Origin of the sequence: Acidovorax sp. Root568 (assembly GCF_001427445.1) — a bacterium.
Taxonomy (GTDB): Bacteria; Pseudomonadota; Gammaproteobacteria; order Burkholderiales; family Burkholderiaceae_C; genus Acidovorax; species Acidovorax delafieldii.
This window is the reverse complement of record NZ_LMGP01000001.1, coordinates 579,643-601,217: the sequence shown is the minus strand read 5'-3', so window position 1 is coordinate 601,217 and position 21,575 is coordinate 579,643. Positions and strand designations below refer to the sequence as shown.

14 protein-coding genes are annotated in these 21,575 nt (G+C 65.6%); 4 read left to right on the top strand and 10 right to left on the bottom strand.

Going from position 1 to position 21,575, the window contains the following annotated elements; genetic code table 11:
• The first annotated feature begins 9 nt into the window (after positions 1-9).
• Entirely contained in the window at positions 10-1,176 is a 1,167-nt protein-coding gene (gene dprA, locus ASD75_RS02710) for a DNA-processing protein DprA (protein WP_056742885.1), read from the top strand.
• A 126-nt stretch (positions 1,177-1,302) separates the two neighbouring features.
• Here dprA and ASD75_RS02705 read toward each other — a convergent pair whose 3' ends face one another.
• The 5 genes from ASD75_RS02705 to ASD75_RS02685 all read right to left on the bottom strand — a co-directional run bounded on the left by ASD75_RS02705 (position 1,303) and on the right by ASD75_RS02685 (position 10,877).
• Positions 1,303-3,702: a DUF1631 domain-containing protein gene (locus ASD75_RS02705; protein ID WP_056742883.1), complete on the bottom strand. Its 2,400-nt coding sequence runs from the start codon at positions 3,700-3,702 to the stop codon at positions 1,303-1,305.
• A gap of 17 nt (positions 3,703-3,719) precedes the next feature.
• Positions 3,720-4,670 (bottom strand): protein translocase subunit SecF, encoded by a 951-nt coding sequence (gene secF, locus ASD75_RS02700; RefSeq protein ID WP_056742880.1) that lies wholly within the window; start codon positions 4,668-4,670, stop codon positions 3,720-3,722.
• Between the two features lie 12 nt (positions 4,671-4,682).
• Positions 4,683-6,566: a protein translocase subunit SecD gene (gene secD, locus ASD75_RS02695; RefSeq protein ID WP_056742878.1), complete on the bottom strand. Its 1,884-nt coding sequence runs from the start codon at positions 6,564-6,566 to the stop codon at positions 4,683-4,685.
• A gap of 106 nt (positions 6,567-6,672) precedes the next feature.
• Positions 6,673-7,008 carry a preprotein translocase subunit YajC gene (gene yajC / locus ASD75_RS02690; RefSeq protein ID WP_015016243.1) on the bottom strand — a complete coding sequence of 112 codons (336 nt, stop codon included), beginning with the start codon at positions 7,006-7,008 and terminating at the stop codon, positions 6,673-6,675.
• 299 nt (positions 7,009-7,307) lie between these two features.
• The gene (locus tag ASD75_RS02685) at positions 7,308-10,877 is read right to left on the bottom strand and encodes an indolepyruvate ferredoxin oxidoreductase family protein (RefSeq protein WP_056742876.1); all 3,570 of its coding nucleotides are present in this window, start codon (positions 10,875-10,877) and stop codon (positions 7,308-7,310) included.
• Between the two features lie 187 nt (positions 10,878-11,064).
• Between ASD75_RS02685 and ASD75_RS02680 the strand changes: the two genes are divergently transcribed.
• The gene (locus tag ASD75_RS02680) at positions 11,065-11,550 is read left to right on the top strand and encodes an Lrp/AsnC family transcriptional regulator (protein ID WP_056067858.1); all 486 of its coding nucleotides are present in this window, start codon (positions 11,065-11,067) and stop codon (positions 11,548-11,550) included.
• A 73-nt stretch (positions 11,551-11,623) separates the two neighbouring features.
• On the opposite strand, the gene ASD75_RS02675 is transcribed toward ASD75_RS02680, so the two are convergent.
• A complete protein-coding gene (locus tag ASD75_RS02675) occupies positions 11,624-12,847 on the bottom strand; it encodes a murein transglycosylase A (RefSeq protein ID WP_082522582.1) in 1,224 nt (407 codons plus the stop codon).
• Between ASD75_RS02675 and ASD75_RS23885 the strand changes: the two genes are divergently transcribed.
• Complete coding sequence (locus ASD75_RS23885) at positions 12,780-12,923, top strand: hypothetical protein (protein WP_192419165.1); 144 nt, start codon at positions 12,780-12,782, stop codon at positions 12,921-12,923. The two genes, ASD75_RS02675 and ASD75_RS23885, sit on opposite strands and share 68 nt — an antisense overlap.
• 196 nt (positions 12,924-13,119) lie before the next feature.
• A complete protein-coding gene (locus ASD75_RS02670; protein ID WP_056067856.1) occupies positions 13,120-13,770 on the top strand; it encodes an OmpA family protein in 651 nt (216 codons plus the stop codon).
• A gap of 36 nt (positions 13,771-13,806) precedes the next feature.
• Here ASD75_RS02670 and ASD75_RS02665 read toward each other — a convergent pair whose 3' ends face one another.
• The 4 genes from ASD75_RS02665 to ASD75_RS02650 all read right to left on the bottom strand — a co-directional run bounded on the left by ASD75_RS02665 (position 13,807) and on the right by ASD75_RS02650 (position 21,537).
• Positions 13,807-14,436, bottom strand: a complete 630-nt coding sequence (locus ASD75_RS02665) for a response regulator transcription factor (protein WP_056067854.1) — start codon at positions 14,434-14,436, stop codon at positions 13,807-13,809.
• A gap of 86 nt (positions 14,437-14,522) precedes the next feature.
• Entirely contained in the window at positions 14,523-16,571 is a 2,049-nt protein-coding gene (locus ASD75_RS02660; protein ID WP_235511525.1) for a nitrogen regulation protein NR(II), read from the bottom strand.
• The gene (locus ASD75_RS02655) at positions 16,568-17,383 is read right to left on the bottom strand and encodes a carbon-nitrogen hydrolase family protein (RefSeq protein ID WP_056742874.1); all 816 of its coding nucleotides are present in this window, start codon (positions 17,381-17,383) and stop codon (positions 16,568-16,570) included. The genes ASD75_RS02660 and ASD75_RS02655 overlap by 4 nt, the downstream gene beginning before the upstream one ends.
• Positions 17,380-21,537: a YhdP family protein gene (locus ASD75_RS02650; RefSeq protein ID WP_056742872.1), complete on the bottom strand. Its 4,158-nt coding sequence runs from the start codon at positions 21,535-21,537 to the stop codon at positions 17,380-17,382. The genes ASD75_RS02655 and ASD75_RS02650 overlap by 4 nt, the downstream gene beginning before the upstream one ends.
• Positions 21,538-21,575: the final 38 nt, after the last annotated feature.

Genomic DNA, 21,575 nt, shown 5'->3' with positions numbered 1-21,575 from the left:
CTGGTATCCATGGACCACGACGAACTCGGCGCCTGGCTGCGGCTGACCTTGACGCCAGGCATTGGCAACGGGGCCGCGCGGCGTCTGCTGGCACGCTTTGGCTTGCCGCAATCCATCTTTCAGCAGACCGAAGCCGCCCTGCAACTCTGTGTGCCCGCCGCGCAGGCCAAGGCGTTGCGCGAGATTCCGCAGGGGTGGGAAGCCCTGTGGCAGACCACCGCCCAATGGCTTGCCAGTGCTGTGCCGCAAGGCCCCGCGCGCGCCATCGTGAGCCTGGGCGACCTGCGTTATCCGCAGGCCTTGCTGGACACGGAAGACCCACCGCTGCTGCTCTACCTCATGGGCCCGGCATCACTGCTGGAGGACCAGCCTTTTCCCAGTGATCGGTGTCTCGCTGTGGTCGGGAGCCGCAACCCCACCGCCCAGGGCGCCGAGAACGCTCGCCTGTTTGCCCGGGCGCTGCACAGCGCAGGCTTGACCATCGTGTCGGGGCTTGCGCTGGGGGTAGACGCTGCCGCCCACGAAGGCGCGCTGGACTCGGCGACCCCCCCTTGCGCAAGGGCCGCCACAATCGCCGTGGTAGGCACCGGGCTCGACCGCGTGTATCCGCGCAAGAACCTGGACCTGGCCCATCGCATTGCCGCACACGGACTGATCGTCAGCGAGTACCCCCTGGGCACTCCACCGCTGCCAGGCAACTTTCCCAAACGCAACCGCATCATTTCGGGCCTCTCGCAGGGCACGCTGGTGGTGGAAGCCGCACTGGCATCGGGCTCGCTGATCACAGCCCGCATGGCGGCCGAGCAGGGGCGTGAAGTGTTTGCCATTCCAGGTTCCATTCATGCACCGCAGTCACGCGGCTGCCATGCGCTGATCCGTCAAGGCGCCAAGCTGGTGGAGTCTGCCCAGGATGTGCTGGAAGAACTCAAGATCCCCGCCACCACTATGTCCGGCCTGCCCCACGAAGGCGCGAACGCCGCGGGAGTCACTGTATCGGACGGCACCGAAGACCCCGTGCTCGCCGCCTTGGGCTACGACCCCATGGGGCTGGATGCTCTGGTCGCCCGCACGGGCATGGGCGCATCGGCCTTGCAGGTGGCCCTGCTGGAACTGGAACTCGATGGCAGCATTGCGCGGTTGCCGGGGGGGTTGTTTCAGCGGGTCGGCAGGGGCTAGCTGATCGCTGCGTGATCGCCCAGGGCCAGAGGGGCGCAAGGGATGCCAACACGCATCCCGGATAAAAGCGCCTGTTGACGATCTCACAGGAGATCTCACACAGGCTCTGAGCAACGCCTGCGGGGCTCAGTCCAGCAATCGTTCCGGGTTGGCGTCCAGCTTGGCCAGGGCATCGCGCGTGGCGCGCAACGTGAGTCCTTCCTCGTCCTGGGCCACCAGCAAGCCAGCCTGCAGGTACGCCGCCAGGCGGCGCAACTGGATCAGGTAACTGCTGCCATCCACCGCAGCAAACAGGTGCAACTGCTTGCGCTGGCTTTGCCAGGCGTACTGCACCTGGGCCGATGCACCGTTGTGGTCCAGCGTATACCAGGTGCCAGGCTGCAGATCCTGCGCCCAGGCCACCATGGCATCGTCCACCGGAGCACCGTTGTCAGCAATAACGTGGATGGACGAGGCGTCGATGCCCAGCATCATCTCGATGTTGTCCGCATTGAGCGGCATGTCACCCAGTGTGGCATCACTGATGAAGTCTTCGAGGTTGGCCAGGCGTTTGGCCATGGCATCGATGTGCGCCTGGGGAATGGACGCCGTCTTGGACAAAAAGGCGTCGGCCAGGGTATCTGTCAACACTTTGACCTGCGCATCCTGCGCCGCGCCGTTCACACCCAGCAGGGTCAGCCCTTGGCGCAGGCGTTGCAGCAGCGCGGGCAGGTTCTGGATGACCTGGGCCCGGTCGCTGCGATTGGGTTTGGCGCTGGCGGCCCAGACGAGGTCTGCTGCCGTGCGCTTGAAGGCCACCGTGTCGGCATGTTGAGGGCCGTCACGCACGGCCGACAGCGCCAGCACCTCGGCCCAAGTCTTGAACAGGAACTCGCGGATCTCGTCGCGCACCGGCATGTCGCGCAACATGGTGCGCAGCTCGATGGTGTACTGGATCGCCAGCGTTTCCCGCTGCTCGACCTGTTGGGCGACGCTGACCAGGCGCGAGGTGACCTGCTTTTCGGTCAGGAACTTGGCCAGGAATTTTTCGAACTCGTCATAGACCAGCTGGAAGACGCGGCGTCCCGTCTCGGGGTACTGTTCGATCACCTGCACCACGCGGCGAATCTCGGCTTCCAGCGCACTGCCATTGATGCTGGTCGCGTCAAAACCGAGAACACAGGCTCCCATGCGGTCGATCAGCTTGCGCGCAGGGTGGTCGAGGTTGCTGAAGAATTCGGGCTCGGCCAAGGCCACGCGCAGCACGGGCACCTGCAGCCGGGCAAACCACACCCGCACGGCGGGCGGTATCCGGTCTTCGGCGAGGATGCTCTGGAACATCAGGGCCACCACCTCGATGATGGCCTTTTCGCCCGAGGTGGTCGCTTTCTTCTTGAGTTCAGTGGAGCGCTCGCGCACGGCGCCCACCAGCTGGACCACAGCGGCAGGGCTGTAGTCCTCCATCAGGGTAGCGACGCCGCTGTAGTAGGTGTCCGCATGCACGCGGTGCGCGGTGAGTGCATGGGCCAGCGCCGCCGACGCGGGGGGCGCATTCACCATGTCAAAGCCCGTAGCGGGCTGCGTGAGCAGGCGCCGCAGCTGCCCCATCACACCCTGCGCACGCTGGCGTGCCCGGGCGAGCGGCGTCATGCCCGTGGCAAAGGCCGTGGGCATTCCGTGTTGTGGCCGGGGGTAGCCGCCATGTCCGGGGGGCGGCATCTGCGTGCCCGGTGGCCCCATCGGCCGAGCCCCAGCGGGCATGCCGGGAGGCTGCTGCACTCCTCCGCGCGCGGCCATCATGGCCTGGCGGGTCTGCGCCAGGGCCTGCGAAGCCAGGCCCCCGGAACCCGAATCGCCCCCGCCACTGCCCGTGGCGGTGCCACCCTGCGTGCGGCGCACCTTGGATTTGAGATCGACCTGCGGCGTGATGCCCTGCTCTACGTAGAACACGTTGACCGCCTGGTAGTGCTTCTGGAGCAGGTTGGCCAGCTCGCGCTGCAGGGGATCCACCACGGTTTGCAGGTCCGTGCGGGGTAGCCCTGCCTCCACCCATTGTTCCACCAGCAACAGGCATACCGTGTCGGGTCGCAGGATGTCGCTACTGTCCAGCTCCTGCCCCTCCAGCGACTGGGTGCGCTGGCGCAAGGTGTCGAACTGATGGCTGACCTGCTCGTTCACCGTCAACGCCATGCGCGAGGCGAGGATCTTGTTCTCGACCACATCGTCGCTGAGCAGCTCGAACTGACTGAGCCCACCACCACCAGCCGCCAGCTGGCCACGTGTAGAGCTGACGTGGGGAGCCAGCGCCTCCTGCCAGGCCTTGCCGGCGCGCTCCGTCCATGCGGAATGTTTTTGCTGGTACAGAAGCCACGCATCCCGGCGCGACTGCATCTCGCGGGCTGTGCCCGTCTGGTTCATCAACGCGGTGAGGAAGTCCTGGACGGTCTTGTCCAGATCCACCAACCCTCCACAGATCCCCTCTACAAACCGCTGGCGCGCCTGGCGGGCTAGGCGGCGTTGCGGAACAGAAGGGGGCGTGGTGTGCATGAACAGATATTAGCGGGTCAGACGGTAGCTCCGGCATGGGGATCGTTGGGATCCCCCTCCTTTTTGGCGGGCTTGACGAGGTCCTCGCGCTTGACGCCCAGCCACATGGCAATAGCCGCCGCCACGAACACCGAGGAATAGATACCGAACAGGATACCGATGGTCAGCGCCAATGCAAAGTAGTGCAAGCTCGGGCCACCAAAGAAGAACATCGACAGCACCATCGCCTCGGTGGAGGCGTGGGTGATGATGGTTCGACTCATCGTGCTGGTGATGGCGTGGTCGATCACCTCGTGCGTGGTCATCTTGCGGTACTTGCGGAAGGCCTCGCGGATCCGGTCGAAGATCACGACCGATTCGTTCACCGAGTAACCCAGCACGGCGAGTACGCCAGCGAGCACCGACAGCGAGAACTCCCACTGGAAGAACGCAAAGAAGCCCAGGATGATCACCACGTCGTGCAGGTTGGCAATGATTGCGGCGACGCCGAATTTCCACTCAAAGCGGAAGGCCAGGTAGATCACGATGCCCACGACCACCATGGCCAGCGCCATCAGGCCGCCGTGCACCAGTTCCTCGCCCACCTGCGGACCTACAAACTCGGTGCGACGCAAGGTCACTGCGGGGTCTGCAGCCTTCAAGGCGCCCAGCACCTGCTCGCTCTGCTGTGCGGACGTCACGCCCTTTTGCACGGGCAGGCGAATCATCACGTCACGCGAGGTGCCGAAATTCTGCACCTGCACGTCGGGGTAGCCCAGTGCGGCCACGGTGTCGCGGACCTTGGCTAATTCGGCGGGCTGGCTGTAGGCCACTTCCATCACGGTGCCGCCCGTGAACTCCACCGACAGGTGCAGCCCACGCGTAAGCAGGAAGAACACCGCCAGAGCGAAGGTGATGAAGGAGATCGCGTTGAAGACCAACGCGTGCTTCATGAAAGGGATGTCTTTGCGGATACGGAAGAATTCCATGGTCTTCCTCCTTTAGTTCGTCTTGGCCACAGCACTATCGGGCTCAGGCTTCCACACCTGACCGATGGCCACGCTCTTGAGCTTCTTCTTGCGGCCGTACCACAGGTTCACCAGGCCACGCGAGAAGAACACGGCCGAGAACATGCTGGTCAGGATGCCGATGCAGTGCACCACAGCAAAGCCACGCACCGGGCCGGAGCCAAACGCCAGCAGCGCCAAGCCCGCGATCAAGGTGGTCACGTTCGAGTCCAGGATGGTGGCCCAGGCACGCTCATACCCCGCGTGGATGGCCGCCTGGGGCGACACACCCTCGCGCAGCTCTTCGCGGATGCGCTCGTTGATCAGCACGTTGGAGTCAATCGCCACCCCCAGCGCCAGCGCCATGGCAGCAATGCCGGGCAGCGTGAGAGTGGCCTGCAGCATGGACAAGATAGCCAGCAGCAGCAGCACGTTCACCGCCAGCGAGACGGTGGAGAAAATGCCGAACAGTGCGTAGTAGATGCACATGAACACCGCAATGGCCACCATGCCCCACACCACGCTGTGGATACCGCGCTCGATGTTGTCGGCGCCCAGGCTGGGGCCGATGGTGTATTCCTCGATGATTTCCATGGGCGCGGCCAGCGAGCCAGCGCGCAGCAGCAGGGCGGTGTCGTTGGCCTCGGCCGTGGTCATGCGGCCCGAGATCTGCACGCGGCCGCCACCGATTTCGGAACGGATGACAGGGGCCGTGACGACCTCGCCCTTGCCCTTTTCGAACAGCACGATGGCCATGCGCTTGCCCACGTTCTCGCGCGTGATGTCCTTGAAGATGCGGGAGCCCTTGGCGTCCAGCGTGAGGTTGACCGTGGGTTCCTGCGTCTGGCCGTCAAAGCCCGGCTGCGCATCGGTCAGGTTTTCGCCGGTCAGGATGACCTGCTTCTTGACGATGACGGGCTGGCCGTTGCGTTCCAGGTAGCGCTCGGAGCCGAACGGCACGGGGCCACGGCCTGTCTCTGCCGAACGGGCTTCGGTGCCCTCGTCCACCATGCGCACTTCCAGCGTGGCGGTGCGGCCCAGGATGTCCTTGGCCTTGGCGGTGTCCTGCACACCGGGCAGCTGCACCACGATGCGGTCCATGCCCTGCTGCTGGATCACGGGCTCGGCCACGCCCAGCTCGTTGATCCGGTTGTGCAGCGTGACCATGTTCTGCTTGAGCGCCTGCTCCTGCACGCGGCGTGTGGCTTCGGGCTTGATCGAAGCGCGCAGCTTGAACTCAGTGCCTTCTGGCGTGGTGGTGACCTGAAGATCGGCGAACTGGTCGGCGATCAGGTTGCGCGCGGCCGTGGCCGTGGCTTCATCGCGCACCTTGATGTCGATGGACTGGCCGTCGCGGCTGATGCCGCCATGGCGGATGTTCTTGTCGCGCAGTGCCGTGCGGATGTCACCCGCATAGGACTCGGCCTTCTTGGTCAGCGCCGCCTGCATGTCCACCTGCAGCATGAAGTGCACGCCACCGCGCAGGTCCAGCCCCAGGTACATCGGATTGGCGTGCAGGGCCTTGAGCCACAGCGGCGAACGCGACACGAGGTTGAGGGCCACGATGTAGGAAGGGTCGTTGGCGTCAGGCACCAGCGCCTTCTGGATGGCGTCCTTGGCCTTGAGCTGGGTGTCGGGCGTGTCGAAACGCGCGCGCACCGAGTTGCCCTCCAGCGCCACAAAGTCAGGTGTCACACCGGCGGCCTTGAGGGCTTCTTCCACCCGCTGCTGCACGGCGGTATCCACCTTGATGGTGGCCTTGGCCGACGACACCTGCACAGCAGGCGCCTCGCCAAAGAAATTGGGCAGGGTGTACAAGGCCCCCACCAGCAGCACGATCACCAGGATCGCGTACTTCCAGACCGGATAACGGTTCATGATCGCGCTCTCACCTCAGTTGTGCAGGCGCCCTACGCGCCAGCGCCCCCCGACCCCGCGCCCGGACGGGCCGGGGCGCGCAGCGCCTCAGGGGGATGTTCATGGATTACTTGACGGAGCCCTTGGGCAGCACCTGCACCACAGCGCTGCGCTGCATTTGCACTTCCACGCCACTGGCGATCTCGATGTGCAGAAACCCTTCGGACAGGCGCGTCACCTTGCCCACGATGCCACCGGCGGTAGCCACTTCATCGCCCTTGGCGATGGCGTCGATCATGGCGCGGTGTTCTTTCTGGCGCTTCATCTGGGGGCGGATCATGACGAAGTACAGCACCACAAACATGAGCACCAGGGGCAGCATGCCGGTCAGAGAGGACATGATGTCACCGCCGCCAGCGGCTGCGGCAGGTGCGGTTTGGGCGAAAGCGGAAGAAATAAACACGGACTGGACTCCACAACGGATGGTCAAAATTCACACAACCCGCCCACACCACGCGCCAAAGCGCCTGCGGGGGCAGAACAGGGCATTGTATGCGGCGCCTTGAGCGCCGCCCAAGGGGGAAGACCCAAGCGCGCAGCGGGTGTTTGCCACCTGCGGGCCCCACAAGGGCCTGCCAGCGGAAATACAGGCCAAAAACGGGTGATGCGCTAGGGATTCATGCCTCGATAGCTACACTATTAATAGCAAAAGCCCGCACAGAGGCGGGCTTTTGTGGGAGACACTGACGGCAGAAGGACCTATCAGGCGACCTGACGCTGGACCGGGGCGCCCGTGCGCCACTGGGCCATCAGGCCGTCCCACTTGGGACGCGCCGCCTTCAGGTGCCGTTCCTTCACGTGGCCGTAACCACGGATCTCTTCGGGAATGCGGGCAATTTCCACCGCCAAGGCCAGGTTGTCAGCGTTCAGGCGGGCCAGCAGCTCGTCGACGCAGGCGCGGTATTCGACGATCAGTGCACGCTCCATGCGGCGCTCCTCGGTCTTGCCGAAGATGTCCAGTGCCGTGCCGCGCAGGCCTTTCATCTTGGCCAGCACGCCGAAGGCGCTGCGCATCCAAGGGCCAAACGGCTGCTTCACCAGCTCGCCCTTGTCGTTCTTCTTGGCGGTCAGGGGCGGTGCCAGGTGGTGCACCAGCTTGTAATCGCCTTCGAACATGTTCGCGATCTTGTCCGTGAAGGCCTTGTCGGTGTGCAGGCGCGCCACTTCGTACTCGTCCTTGTAGGCCATTAGCTTGAACAGGTAGCGGGCCACCGCCTCAGACAGGCGGGTGCCGCTGCCCAGTTTTGCTTCCGCCGCCTTCACTTTCTCGACGAAGGCCTGGTACTCGGAAGCGTAAGCGGCGTTCTGATAACCCGTCAGGAACTCCACGCGCTTGGCCACCATCTCGGCCAGCGACGGCTTCTTGACGAACTGGATCACTTGCGCGGCCTGGAACAGCGCCTGCACCGCCGCCAGGTCGTGCGCGCAGCGGCGGCCCCATTCAAACGCTGCCTTGTTGTTGTCCACCTGCACGCCGTTCAATTCCATGGCGCGCATCAGCGATGCGTAGGTGAGTGGCACGCGGCCCTTTTGCCAGGCGTAGCCCAGCATCAGCGGGTTGGTGTAGATGCTGTCGCCCAGCAGCTGGGTGGCCACTTGCTCGGCGTCAAAGCTGCCCACACCTGCCGCGCCTACGGCGGTGGCAATGGCGGCGTCGCAGTTGCCACCAGGGAACTGCCAGTCCGGGTTGTTCACAAACGCCGCCGTGGGCGTACTGTGGGTGTTGAGCGCCACAAAGGTGCGGCCGGGCTGCATGACAGCCAGGGTGTACTTGTGCGCGGCCACGATGGAGTCGCAACCGATCACCAAGTCGGCCTTGGCGGTATCGACCTTGGTGGTGTAGATGGCGTCGGGGCGATTGGCGATCTGGATGTGGCTCCAGGTAGCGCCGCCCTTTTGCGCCAGGCCCCCTGCGTCCTGGGTGATCACGCCCTTGCCATCGAGGTGCGCGGCCATGCCCAGCAGCGAGCCGATGGTGATCACGCCCGTGCCGCCCACGCCACCCACCACGATGCCCCAGGCCGTTTCGGCCACGGGCAGCACAGGCTCAGGAATGGAAGGCAGCGCCGACAGGTCGCCCTTCTTCTCCTTCTTGGGCTTCTTGAGCTGGCCACCTTCCACCGTCACAAAGCTCGGGCAGAAACCGTTCACGCAGGAGTAGTCCTTGTTGCACGTGCTCTGGTTGATGCGGCGCTTGCGGCCGAATTCGGTCTCCACGGGCTCCACGCTCAGGCAGTTCGACTTCGTCGAGCAGTCGCCGCAGCCCTCGCACACCAGGTCGTTGATGACCACGGTCTTGTCAGGGGTGGCCAGCTTGCCGCGCTTGCGACGGCGGCGCTTTTCGGTGGCGCAAGTCTGGTCGTAAATGATGGCAGTGCAGCCCTTGATCTCACGGAACTGGCGCTGGATGGTGTCCAGCTCGTCCCGGTGGTGCACCGTCACGCCATCGGCCAGGGCCACACCGTCGTATTTGTGCGGCTCGTCCGTCACGATCACGAGCTTGGCCACACCTTCGGCCTTGAGGCTGTTCATGATCTGCAGCACCGAGTGGCCCTCAGGCCGCTCGCCCACCTGCTGGCCGCCGGTCATGGCCACGGCGTCGTTGTAGAGCACCTTGTAGGTGATGTTCACACCCGCCGCAATGCTCTGGCGAATGGCCAACAGGCCGCTGTGGAAGTAGGTGCCGTCGCCCAGGTTGGCAAAGATGTGCGCGTCCGTGGTGAAGGGCTGCTGGCCCACCCAAGTCACGCCCTCGCCGCCCATTTGCGTGAAGGTGCTGGTGCGGCGGTCGGGCATCCAGTTGACCATGTAGTGGCAGCCAATGCCGGCGACGGCGCGGGAGCCCTCGGGCACACGGGTGCTGGTGTTGTGCGGGCAGCCGCTGCAGAACCACGGAGCGCGTTCGCCCGTGTCCACCTTCAGCTCCGTCATGGCGCGCTCGCTGGCGTCGATGATGGCCAGGCGCGCCTCCATGCGGGCCACGATGTCAGAGGGCACACCCAGCTTCTTGAGGCGCTTGGCAATTGCCTTGGCGATGATGGCGGGCGTGAGGTCGGCCTTGGCTCGCAGCAACCAGTTCTGGCTCGGGTTGGGCATGGACCATTCGCCACCCGTCGCGTCGCCCTCGGGCTCGTCGAACTTGCCCAGCACGTTGGGACGCACATCGGGGCGCCAGTTGTACAGCTCCTCCTTGAGCTGGTACTCGATGACCTGGCGCTTTTCTTCCACCACCAGAATCTCTTGCAGGCCCTGGGCAAAGTCACGCGTGATGGTGGCTTCGAGCGGCCACACCACGTTGACCTTGTGTACGCGGATGCCGAGCTGGCGGCAAGTATCGTCGTCGAGCCCCAGGTCCACCAGTGCCTGGCGCGTGTCGTTGTAGGCCTTGCCGCTGGCGATGATGCCGAAGCGGTCTTGTTTGCCTTCGATGACGTTGTAGTTGAGCTTGTTGGCGCGGATGTACGCCAGGGCCGCGTACCACTTGTAATCCATGAGGCGCGCTTCCTGCTCCAGCGGCGCGTCGGGCCAGCGGATGTGCAGGCCGCCGGGCGGCATCACGAAGTCCTCGGGCAGGATGATCTTCACGCGGTCCGGGTCGATGTTGATGCTGCTGGACGACTCCACCACCTCCTGGATGGTCTTCATGCCCGACCACACACCCGAGAAGCGGCTCATGGCAAACGCATGCAGGCCCATGTCCAGAATCTCTTGCACGCTGCTCGGGAAGAACACCGGCGTGCCGCAGGCCTTGAAGATGTGGTCGCTCTGGTGCGCGGCCGTGCTGCTCTTGCTGATGTGGTCGTCGCCCGCAATCGCGATCACGCCGCCGTGCTTGGCGGTGCCCGCCATGTTGGCGTGCTTGAACACGTCCGAGCAGCGGTCCACGCCCGGGCCCTTGCCGTACCAGATGCCGAAGACGCCATCGAACTTCTTGCTCTGCGGGTACAGGTCGAGCTGCTGCGTGCCCCAGACGGCCGTGGCGCCGAGTTCCTCGTTCACGCCGGGCTGGAAGACGATGTTGTTGGCCGCCAGGTGCTTCTTGGCGGCCCACAGCGCCTGGTCGTACGTGCCCAGGGGCGAGCCCCGGTAGCCACTGATGAAGCCCGCCGTATTGAGCCCCGCCGCCGCATCGCGCTGGCGCTGCAGCATGGGCAGGCGCACGAGGGCCTGCACGCCGCTCATGAAGGCGCGGCCCTCGCCCAAGGTGTATTTGTCATCCAGAGTGACCGTCTCTAGCGCTTTGCGGATGGACTCGGGCAGGGGGGCGTTCATGGCTATGTCTCCAATGGCTTTTGTGGGGTCCGCGCCTTGTGGGCACGCTGGGGCAGCACCTGCGGCCCGTTTAGGGCCACGGCACTAATGTGCAGGTAAGTGTATGTCTGCGCCGCTGATATGTCTTTGCGTTCTGTGCCGTGTTTAGACTATTCTGAGAAAGGATCTTTCTCATTTCGGCCACTTTGTGAACACTCTTGACAAATTCGATATCGCCATCCTCAACGAGCTGCAGGCTGACGCCCGACTGACAAATGCCGAGCTGGCCCAGCGGGTGGGCCTGTCGGCCGCACCCTGCTGGCGCCGCGTGCGGGCGCTGGAGGAACAAGGCTTCATCAAGGGCTACCGCGCAGAGATCGACCGGCACAAGATCGGCCTTGGGGTACTGGCCTTCGTGCGGCTGGATGCGGACCGCAGCACGGGCAACCTCACGCGCAAGATGGAGGAAGCCATCCGACAGATTCCGGAAGTGGTGTCGTGCCACTACATCAGCGGCACCGGCACCTTCGAGCTGCAGGTGGTGGCACGGGATCTGGACAGCTTCTCGCAGTTTGCGCGCGACGTGCTGCTGAACCTGCCCAATGTGAAAGACATGCACACCAGCTTCTCGCTGGGTGAGGTGAAGGCCAGCGGGGCGCTGCCGCTGACACACCTCACACGCACACGGGCTTGAAGGCGCGCCGCCCTGGCTCTGCCAGCTCCAAAAGGCATGGCAGATTGGGGCCACGCCTCATTTCATGAGCGCCTCAGCGCGGCCACAGCGCCCAAAGGCGCAAGTTCTGCTTGAGCCGGCCCGCGATGTCACCCGCCTCTGGCCCCCAACCCGTGAAATAGTCCGCGCGCACTGCACCGAGGATGGCGCTGCCCGTGTCCTGTGCGAGCACCAGGCGGTTGAGCTGAACCTGCGGGCCGGACGAAGCCAGCCACACGGGTGTGCCGTAGGGAATGCTCTGCCGGTCCACTGCAATCGATCGGCCGGGCGTCAGGGGCACGCCCTGCGCACCACGCGGGCCAAACCCGGCGTCCAGCGGGCTCAAAGGCTCTTCGCGGAAGAACACATAGCGAGGGTTGCTCCACAGCAGCTCATTGGTGCGCTGGGGGTTCGCGGCCACCCAGGCGCGGATGCCCGGCCAGGTCGCATCGCGCGTCAGGCCCTGGTCCAGCAGCCAGCGGCCCACGCTCTGGTAGGGCTGGTCATTGGTGCCTGCGTAGGCCACCCGCACCAGCGAGACCGAGCCATCGGGCTCGGTGATGCGCAGACGGCCCGACCCCTGGATGTGCAGCACCATGGACTCGATGGGATCACGCAGCCACGCAATGGCCCGGCCCGCGAGCGCGGCCTGGGCCTCCGGCAGGGTGTCAATCTGCTGGCGGGTGTACCAGGGCTTGCGCGCCCCGAGGCTGGCGGGTACCCGATAGATAGGCACCGTGAAACCATTGCCGGGCTGGCGCGCCGCGTCCATCATGGGTTCGTAGTAGGCCGTCAGCAAACCATCGGCGTTGCCGTCAGTCGCCTCGACGCGGTAGGGCTGCAGGCGTGCGATGAGCCAGGCACGCTGCTCATCGGCCGTGGCAATGCTCAGCTGCCGTACCTCGCTGCACAGCGCAGTGAAGGGAGGCTGGGGCCGCTCGCAGCTCTTGATCCACGCGTTCCAGGCTTCGTGCAGCGCGTCTTCGGTAAAGCCCGGCAGCTCGGCCCAGCGCACGGGAATCCAGCGGCTTTTGGGCTGCGCCATGGGCGATGGCAGCGGGCCGGTGTCGCCCGGCAGCACCACCGCACTGGGCGGCAGCGGCGCAGGAGTGCCCCCAGGGCGTGCGGGGACTGGGGCAGGGGGCGTGGAGCAGGCGGCCAGCGTTCCTACAATCAGCGCGGTTAACGCAACGCGCAGGAGTGTCAATTTCATGGGGCTGATTTTGCTTGAAGCGCTGCTGGCGCTGGTGGTACTGGTGGCTATCGTGTGGTGGACCATGTTCTCAGGCCGCAAGGGAGGGGAACTGAAGTCCCCGCCGCCTGCCGACAGCGACAAGCATCCGCCATCGCCTTGAACGAGCGGTGAGTTGCTCCCCAGGGACGGCCCTGTCCTACAACCGATGGGCCAGCGCGCCGATGGCACAGCTTCATCGCGGGCCCACGATGGTGTGAGCTGGGTGACGCCACTGCACGGGACGCGATAACACTCCGACAGCGCGGCGGGCGCAAGGCCCGCCCACCCAGCGCCACCGCTTTTCAAGGAGCACACACATGCGCACACACATTCAAATTCTCGGCGCTGCCGCCGCCATCGTTCTGGTCACCGGATGCGCCAGCATGGATGACACCCAGCGCCGCACAGCCACCGGAGCTGGCATTGGGGCGCTGGCAGGCGCGGTCATCGGCTCCGCGACCGGCGGCAGCGCCGGGACCGGCGCCGTGGTGGGGGCCGGTGTCGGGGCACTGGGCACCTACATCTGGTCGCAAAACATGGAGCGCCAAAAGCGCGAGATGGAACAGGCCACCCAGGGCACCGGTATCGCCGTGACCCAGACGGCTGACAACCAGCTCAAGCTCAATATCCCCAGCGACATCTCGTTTGCCGTGGGCCGCTCGGACATCCAGCCCAACTTCGCGCCGGTCCTGGACCAGTTTGCCGCAGGCCTGCGCAACAACCCGAACACTGACGTACGCATCGTGGGGCACACCGACAGCACAGGCAGCGATGCCACCAACAACCCCCTGTCGATGGACCGCGCCGCAAGCACCCGCAGCTACCTGACAGCGCGCGGTGTGGATGGCCGCCGCATCGTGATCGAAGGCATGGGCGAGCGTTACCCCATCGCTACCAACGACACCGCCGAGGGCCGTGCGCGCAACCGGCGGGTCGAGATTTTTGTGGGCGAACGACCACGGGGCTGATCGCCCGGACTGCGAACTCCCCGCCAGAAGGTGGGCTCAGTTACCCGTGCGCAGCAGGTTGGCCAACTCCACAGCGGACTTGACCTGCATCTTGTCGAACACCCGTGAGCGGTGAACCTCGACCGTGCGCACGCTGATGTCGAGCTGGTCAGCGATGAGCTTGTTGGGAAGACCGGCCACCACCAGGTCCATCACATCACGCTCCCGCTCGGTCAGTTCGCTCAGCCGCACCTGCAAGTCACTGCGTTCCCGCACCTGGGCCAGCCGCTCGGCCGATTGGGCGAGTGCCTGCTCAATGCGGTCCACCAGCGCGTTGTCGGAAAACGGCTTCTCGCAAAAATCAAAGGCCCCCCGCTTGACGGTGTCCACAGCGGTGGGCACGTCCGCATGGCCAGTGAGAAAGATCACCGGCATGGTGGCCAGGTCGCCCCGCGCGGCCAACACGTCAAACAGTGCCAGCCCGCTCATGCCAGGCATACGCACATCCAGCAGCAGGCAACAGGGCTGGCGTTGGGGGGGCCGCTTTTGCAGCATGGCATCGAAGGCTTCAGCCGAATCAAAGGACTCGCTGGGCAGCCTGCGCGAGCGCAGCAGCCAGGCCAGCGCCTCGCGCACGCTGGCGTCATCGTCCACGATGTACACGGTGGCGTTGGTGATGGGCTCCATAGATCAGTTCAGTTGTCCATTGCAATGTCAGTCCCGCGCAGACGATGAAAGCACCAAATCCCCATCGCTGGCAGCCGTAACGTGCCTCAGGGGGTGGTTCCATTGTTTACGGGCAGCGTGAAGGTGAATACCGTACCACGGGGCTCATTCGGCGCAAATCCGAGAAAACCGCCGTGTTGTTCAATGACGGTGCGGCACATGCTCAACCCCAAGCCCATGCCCTCCGGGCGGGTGGTGAAAAACGGGGTGAACAGTTTTTCTGCGACCTCGGGGGGAATCCCGGTTCCCACATCGGTCACAGCAAATTCAATCCAGCCGTTGTGCGGATTGGAGGCAGCACGCCGCACCCGGATATCCAGCACGCGATTGCGCACGCCGGGATCATCCATCGCCTGCATGGCATTGCGCGCCAGGTTCAGCAACACCTGCTCCACCATCGTACGGTCACACAGCGCGGGCGCCAGGCCCTGCTCCACCGATGTGTTGACGCGCACACCCAGTTTGCGGGCCTGCAGGCTCACCAGCGGCAGGATGGCATCGAGCAATTGCTGCGCATGCACTGCCTCACGGGCTTGGTCGCGGCGCCGGACGAAGTCGTGAACACTTTTGATCACTCGGCCCGCTCGCTCGGCCTGGCGGGCAATCTGGCGCATGGCCATGCGCACATCCTCCAGCGCGCCGGGCTCGGGTACAGACGCACTGGCGGGAGTGGCATGTTCCAGCAGGTTGATGGAACCATTGGCGTAGCTGGAGATGGCGGCCAGCGGCTGGTTGAGTTCATGGCTGAGCAACGAAGCCATCTCGCCCACCGTGGCCAGCCGCGCAGTGGCCTGCAGCCGCTCCTGCGAGGCGCGGGACAGCTCCTCCACCCGGCGCTGTTCGCTGATGTCCAGGAACGCGCTCATCCAGCCGGTGTGCTGGCCTTGGGCATTGATGAGCGGGGCCTCGATGATCAGCACGGGAAACCGCGTGCCGTCCTTGCGCATGAACTCGGACTCAAACCCCTCGCGCGGCGGCATGGTGCCGGCAAAACGGATGGCCTGGCGCTGGCGGTATTCCTCCACACGCTCGGGGGGCCAATAGGGTGCCGACATGCTCAGGCCCAGCAGCTCCTGCGGGCTGAAGCCCACCATCTCGCAGAAGGCCGGGTTGACGTAGGTGATGCGCCCCTCCAGGTCGCGCGCGCGAAGCCCGGTCACCAGCGAGTCCTCCATCGCCTTGCGAAAGGCCAGCGCATCGGCCAGGTCACGCTCGGCGCGCAGGCGGCGGCGGTTGTCGCGCACCAGCACCACCATCACCGTCACCAGCGCAATCGACATGGCCGTGACCAAGGCCGTCAACACATTGGGGAACAGGCTGGGTGCACTGTGCCAGCTGTCCATGCGCAGCACCAATGTACTGCCTGGCAAGTCCAGCAGATGCTGCGCCGAGAACATGCGCGACCCCCGTCGCGCCGCTCCCAGCACCGCCAGCCGGGTGCCGTCGGCCTCTGTGAAGGAGGCTTCCTGGCTGCGCGTGAGGTTGTGCCCCACCAGATTGGCCAGGATGTCCTGCAGCGCATACGTCGCGACCAGATACCCCATGGTACGTCCGCTGGCAGACAACGGAACACACAGCTCCATCATCTCCGAGCCCAGGCCGTCACCATGGGGCTGAAAGTAGCTGCTGGAATACGCAGGCCCCCCCAGGCGACGCGCGTTGGCACAGGCGATAGTGAGGTCCGACTGGCCACTGTCGCGCAGCCGCATGTCCCAGGCCACCGGGCGGTAGGGCGACTGAACGTGGGTGCGCATGCGCAGATTCGCATCGCGCAGCTCAATGCGCACGAGCTCGCGCCGGTTACGCAGCAGGTCAGACGCCTCGACCTCCCAGGCCAGATGGCTCGGGTTGTCGCTGGGGAGTGCCTGCAGGCTTTGCAGGTTGTGCGTCAGCGCGGTGCGGATGTCCGAGACTGCATCGGCGGTGTCCCGCTCCAGGCGGGTCTGCACCTGGCTGGCTTCATAGCGCCCGGCCAGCCACACCATGGTGGCAAGCATGGACACCACGAGCAGCACCAGCGCCGTCCACAACGACCAGCGCCGCCAGGCTCCGCGCCAGCGCTGCAGCAGGGTGCGTTTGACGGGCGTTGGCTTCACAGCACGCGGTGGGTCAATGCGGGCAGCTGAGCGCGCACGGCACTCAGGCGCTGCTCGTCCAGCTCGCCGGCTACCACGCCAGCGCCTTGATCGCGCTGCGCGATGATGCTGCCCCAGGGGTCCACCAGCATGCTGTGGCCCCAGGTGTGGCGGCCGTTGGCGTGCACACCGCCTTGGGCAGGGGCCAGCACATAAGCCAGGTTTTCCACCGCGCGGGCACGCAGCAACACTTCCCAGTGCGCATGACCCGTGGTGTGCGTGAAGGCGCTCGGCACCAGCAGCAGGTCCGCACTCGCGCGGGCATGCGCGCGGTACAACTCCGGAAAGCGCAGGTCGTAACACACGGACAACCCCACCCGCCAGCGCTGACCGCTGCGCGCTTGCAGATCAAACTGCACCGGGGTGTCACCGGCGTCGATGACACGGCCTTCGTCGTACTGTTCAGCGCCGTTGCTGAAGCGAAAGAGATGGATCTTGTCGTAGCGCGCCACACAGGCACCCGTCGGGTCGAAGACCAGCGTCGTGTTGCGCACCCGGTCCGGCGTACCCGTGGCCATCGGGAGCGTGCCGCCCACGATCCACATCTCAAGCGCGCGCGCGGTATCGGCCAGAAACTGCTGGATCACTCCGGAACCAGCGGTCTCGCGCAAGGCGAGCTTGTCAGTGTCCTTGTGCCCCATCAGGCAAAAATACTCCGGCAGCACCGCCAGCTCAGCGCCGCCCTGCGCAGCCTGTTCCAGCAGCTGGCGCGCAACGCGCAGGTTATCGTCCAGCGCGATGCCAGACACCATCTGGATGGCGGCGACTTTCATGAAGGTTCTCCAGTCTTGGGGGGTGGGTTGGCCCGAGGCGTCGCCTCGGTGGCAGGGCTCGATTCGCGCCCGCGGCGGGCCACGCGCACCACCCGCGGGTCGGCCCAGGTGCCATCGATGCGGAATTCCTGCGTGGCAGCCTCGATGAGCGGACCGCGCAAAAACACCTGTGCCAAAAAGCTGCCCAGGCCAATCACCGGGTTGATGGCCGTGGCCACAAGCGACGCCGTCATGGCGTTGATCTCTGGCACCACCACCACACGCAGGTCCTGCGTCTCCTGGTCGATGTTGGCGCTGCCTTCCATCAGTACGGCCGCATTGACGCCCTTCATCTGCAGGTTGTTGGTGGTGGCCACACCGCGCTCGATGCGTACATCACCGCGCACAAAATCAAACGCAAAACCTTCACTGAACACATCGCGAAAATCCAGTGTCAAGCGGCGCGGCAATGATTGCAGGCTGAGCACGCCCAGCAGCTTGGCCAGACCAGGATCAGCCTTCAGAAACTGGCCGGATTCGACATTCAGGTTGATCTGCCCGGTCATGCTGCGGTAATCGGGGCTGAAGGGAGCGCCAATCCAGCCCACCTGCCCTTCCATGCGGCCCTTGCCGCGCCGCACCACGTTGGCCATGCCCAGGCGGGCCAGCAGATCGCCCGAGTCGCGGATATCGAGCTTGAAGCTGAGCACGGTGCGCCGCTCGGCCGAACGGGGGCCTGCAGAGACTGCATTGAGCACCGCCCAGTTGCCGTTGGCAGTGAAAGCTGCTTCGGGCGCAGTGATATTGAACTTGGACAGGCGCCATTCGCGTTGCACCCCCTCGCCGCCCCGGTTCTGGGCCTCCATCTCCACCCGTCCCAGCCGCTTGCCACGCAGCTCGAAATCCTCCACGACGATGTCCAGCGCAGGCAAGTTGCCCGGTTGCTCGTTGAGCAGTTCTTCGACCTGGGTCACGTCGCTTTGCGGCATGTTCACACGCGACAGTCGGGCAAACAAACGGCCGTTGCTGAAGTCGGGCGATCCGGGCTGGCGGTACTCCAGGTAGCCATTGAGTTCGGTGGCATCGAGGTTGGCACGCCAGGTGGAGCCGTCGCGCAGCGCACCTGCCACCACGTTGTGCAGCGTGCGGCCTTGCAACGTGAGCTCGCGCGCGCGCAGCGCCAGGGTGGTGGGCAGATAGTCCTGTGCCACGGCCTGCCCGGCAGGCGTGGTCGCCACTGCGGCACCCCGAGGGGCGGGCTCGGCGGCAGTGGCCCGGGTGAGCACCTCGTCCCAGGCGTCCACGTCCAGCTTGCCCTGGTTGATGTTGGCAGCCACGCCTTGCGCAGGCATCGGGGCAGACTCGCCGTTGCTCAGGCCCACACCGATGGCGCCGCGCAGCACGCGCGGCTGGGGGCCGCTCAGGTCGCGCAGGTAGGTGGCGGAGCCAAGTGATCCCAGGTCCAGCATGATCTGGTCCCGCAACGGGGGGGCACTGCTCCCGTTGCCGTTGCTGCTCGCCAAGCCCACCAGTGATTCGCGCGCCACCTGGTTGTCAAAGCGCAGGGGCAGGCTGCTGTCCGCCGTCTTGCCCAGCGGGGGCGGCAAGGCCAAGGCCAGGCCCTGCAGGCTAGTGTTGACCTGCAGCTCGGGCACCCCGCGGCGAAACGACAGGGCCAGCGCGTAAGGTGCGCTGCCGGTGGCACGCCGCGCCAGTTGCGACAACATGCCCAGCTGCGGGGTTTGCTGCAGGCCTTCGGCCGTGGCGGTGCCCTGCGCACGGATCTGCACCGCCGACTCGGTGGCCGGGGCATTGGCCGCCAGCGCACGCATGCCGCCTTCCAGCCGCACGGGGCCGCCCAGCGCCTGGGCCTGCACATTGGACAGCGAAAACCCGGTCTCGCTGAACTGCACGGCGCCCCGCACGCGGGTGAGCGCCGGGGTGTCGGGGGTGATGCGCAGCTCATTGCCAGCCAACGTGACGCTGCCCTGCACCTTGGATTTGTTGATGTCGCTGATGGGCAGGCTCAGTCGCAACTGGAAGTCGGCATTGCCCGTGCCGCTGGCCTGCTCCAGCGCATTGCCCGTCATACGGCCCAGCGGTGATGTGGTCATGAGCGTGAGCAGCTCTGCCAGCGGGCCGCGTGCATCGGCGCTCACACCCACCACGGTGTGCGCCAGGTCTGGAATGCGGGCATCGACCTTGGACAGCCGCAGGCCCTTGCTGCCTGCAAAGCCGCCGCTGGCGCCGCGCACCTGCATGGACGAACGCTCAAAAATCAGCTCGCCGCCGAGGTCAGTCAACGCAGGCCAGGGCAGGGTGCCCGCAGGCTGCAGCGCAGTAGGAACGTAGGCATAGGTCACGTCCTTGACGCGCGCCGCAATGCGGAACTCGCCCTGCTTGGGATCGTTGAAGGGCAGGTCGTGCAGATCGCCCTTGACGCGGAACTGCACATTGCTGGCGCTGCCGGCGACCACCGCGTCGCGCACATAGTGACGCGAATCGGCAGGAATGGACAGGGGCAGGTAGCGGTGCACCCGGGTGCCGTCGGCACGGTGCAGCGTGCCGGTGAGGTCCAGCACTCCCGGAAAGCGCGACCGGTGGGGCGCCTTGGATGCGTCGCTGGTGTGCCAGGTGGCACGGGCATCGCCCTGCGCATCGGCGTTGGCGAACTGCACATCATTGGCCTGAACGGCAATACGGCTGCCGTCCAGCTGCCAGCGCACGTCAGCACTGAGCCGGTCCAGCGGCAGGACGGGTTCCTCGAACACCCCTGGCAGCACCAGCGCACCTGACGCCATGGTCAGTGCCGCCTTGCCCCCTGCCTGATTCATGTCGATGTCCACATTGGCGCCACGCAGACCCAGGTGGGCGGGGGCCGAGCCATCCGTGGCACCCGCCAGTGCCAGCCCCTGGATACGCCCCTTGACCTCGTACTGCTGCAACGCATCCAGAGGCCCCTTCCAAGTGGCCTGGATCTCGTCCACCAGCCCTTGGGGCGTGTAGGTGCGCAAGGCCTCGTGGGCGGCCGTCCCCAGCGGCAGGCGGCTGGCCACCTGCGCCAGGGCCGCCAGGTCCAGCCGGTCAGCCCGCAACTCGCCTTGCGCCGGGGCCTTGCCGTTGGCATCGGTGTGCACCAGCCGCAAGTTGCCGCCGGGCCAGGTCAGACCGTCATCGGTCTGGAACTGCAGCGCCTGCGTCGAGAACTCAAAGCCGCCGGTGAGCCTCCGTCCCCCCAGCCGGCCCTGGATGGAAGGAAGAACCAGCGGGCGCAGATCGGCGGCCAGCGTGGTGTTCACATCGGCCAGTGCCAGGTCGGCCGTGCCCCCCACCACCTGGCCGCTGCGCACATCTGCCCAGGCCCGCAACGCGCCCCGGCCCTGCGCCACCTCGATGCCCACATCGGCGTGGTGCCGCAGATGCGACACATCGACCCGCGTGAAGTGCGCAAACACCTGACCGTTCCAGTGCTTCCAGTTGCCATCGCGGGCGCGCAGCAGCGGCGCGCGAAACAAACCCACCAGGCTGAAACGGTCCCCCCATTCCGGCGGCGGCGTGGCATCCACCCGGAGGTTGTGGCGCCAGTTGCCGTTGCGCAAAACCAGGTCCACTTTTTCCAGCGCCAGCTCGGGGGCGCCGCGCTGCTCATCGGTCCAGCGCACCGTGCCGTCCTTGATGTAGACCTCGCCCTGCGAGAACAACCAGTCGGCCGCCGCGCTGCTGTCGCCCTGATTCTGGGCAAACTCCAGTCCCGCCACATAGATGCGTCCGTCACTCGCCCGGCGCACATCCAGGTCGGGGCCTTCGATGTAAAGCTGCTCGAACCCCCACTGCAGCAACGAACGGGGTGACAGCGCCACCACCACCCGGGGCAGGCGCAACGCAGTGCGGCCCGAGGCATCCAGCAGCGCGACATCAGACAGCTCGATGGACGGGATCAGCCCCTCGGTGCGGGCCACGATGGCGCCGATCTGCACGGGAACCCCCAATACCCGTGCGGCCTGCGCCTGCAACTGTGGGCGGAAATCACCGATTCGCGGCACAATCCAGCCATGAAGAGCCCCCCATGCGATGGTCAGCAGCAGCCAGAAGGCGAGCAACAGGCCCAGCGACCACCGCGCAAAACCTGCAACTATTTTCAGCAGGCGTGAGGGGTGCGAGGTGGGATCGATCATGGTGGGATGGAAAGTGGCAGGAATTATGACCCGCAGCC

Coding starts and splice junctions, on each gene's coding strand:
- dprA (WP_056742885.1), top strand. CDS start 10: ATGGACCACGACGAACTCGGCGCCTGGCTGCGGCTGACCTTGACGCCA.
- ASD75_RS02705 (WP_056742883.1), bottom strand. CDS start 3,702: ATGCACACCACGCCCCCTTCTGTTCCGCAACGCCGCCTAGCCCGCCAG.
- secF (WP_056742880.1), bottom strand. CDS start 4,670: ATGGAATTCTTCCGTATCCGCAAAGACATCCCTTTCATGAAGCACGCG.
- secD (WP_056742878.1), bottom strand. CDS start 6,566: ATGAACCGTTATCCGGTCTGGAAGTACGCGATCCTGGTGATCGTGCTG.
- ASD75_RS02685 (WP_056742876.1), bottom strand. CDS start 10,877: ATGAACGCCCCCCTGCCCGAGTCCATCCGCAAAGCGCTAGAGACGGTC.
- ASD75_RS23885 (WP_192419165.1), top strand. CDS start 12,780: ATGGGGCTGATTTTGCTTGAAGCGCTGCTGGCGCTGGTGGTACTGGTG.
- ASD75_RS02675 (WP_082522582.1), bottom strand. CDS start 12,847: ATGGTCCACCACACGATAGCCACCAGTACCACCAGCGCCAGCAGCGCT.
- ASD75_RS02670 (WP_056067856.1), top strand. CDS start 13,120: ATGCGCACACACATTCAAATTCTCGGCGCTGCCGCCGCCATCGTTCTG.
- ASD75_RS02665 (WP_056067854.1), bottom strand. CDS start 14,436: ATGGAGCCCATCACCAACGCCACCGTGTACATCGTGGACGATGACGCC.
- ASD75_RS02655 (WP_056742874.1), bottom strand. CDS start 17,383: ATGAAAGTCGCCGCCATCCAGATGGTGTCTGGCATCGCGCTGGACGAT.
- ASD75_RS02650 (WP_056742872.1), bottom strand. CDS start 21,537: ATGATCGATCCCACCTCGCACCCCTCACGCCTGCTGAAAATAGTTGCA.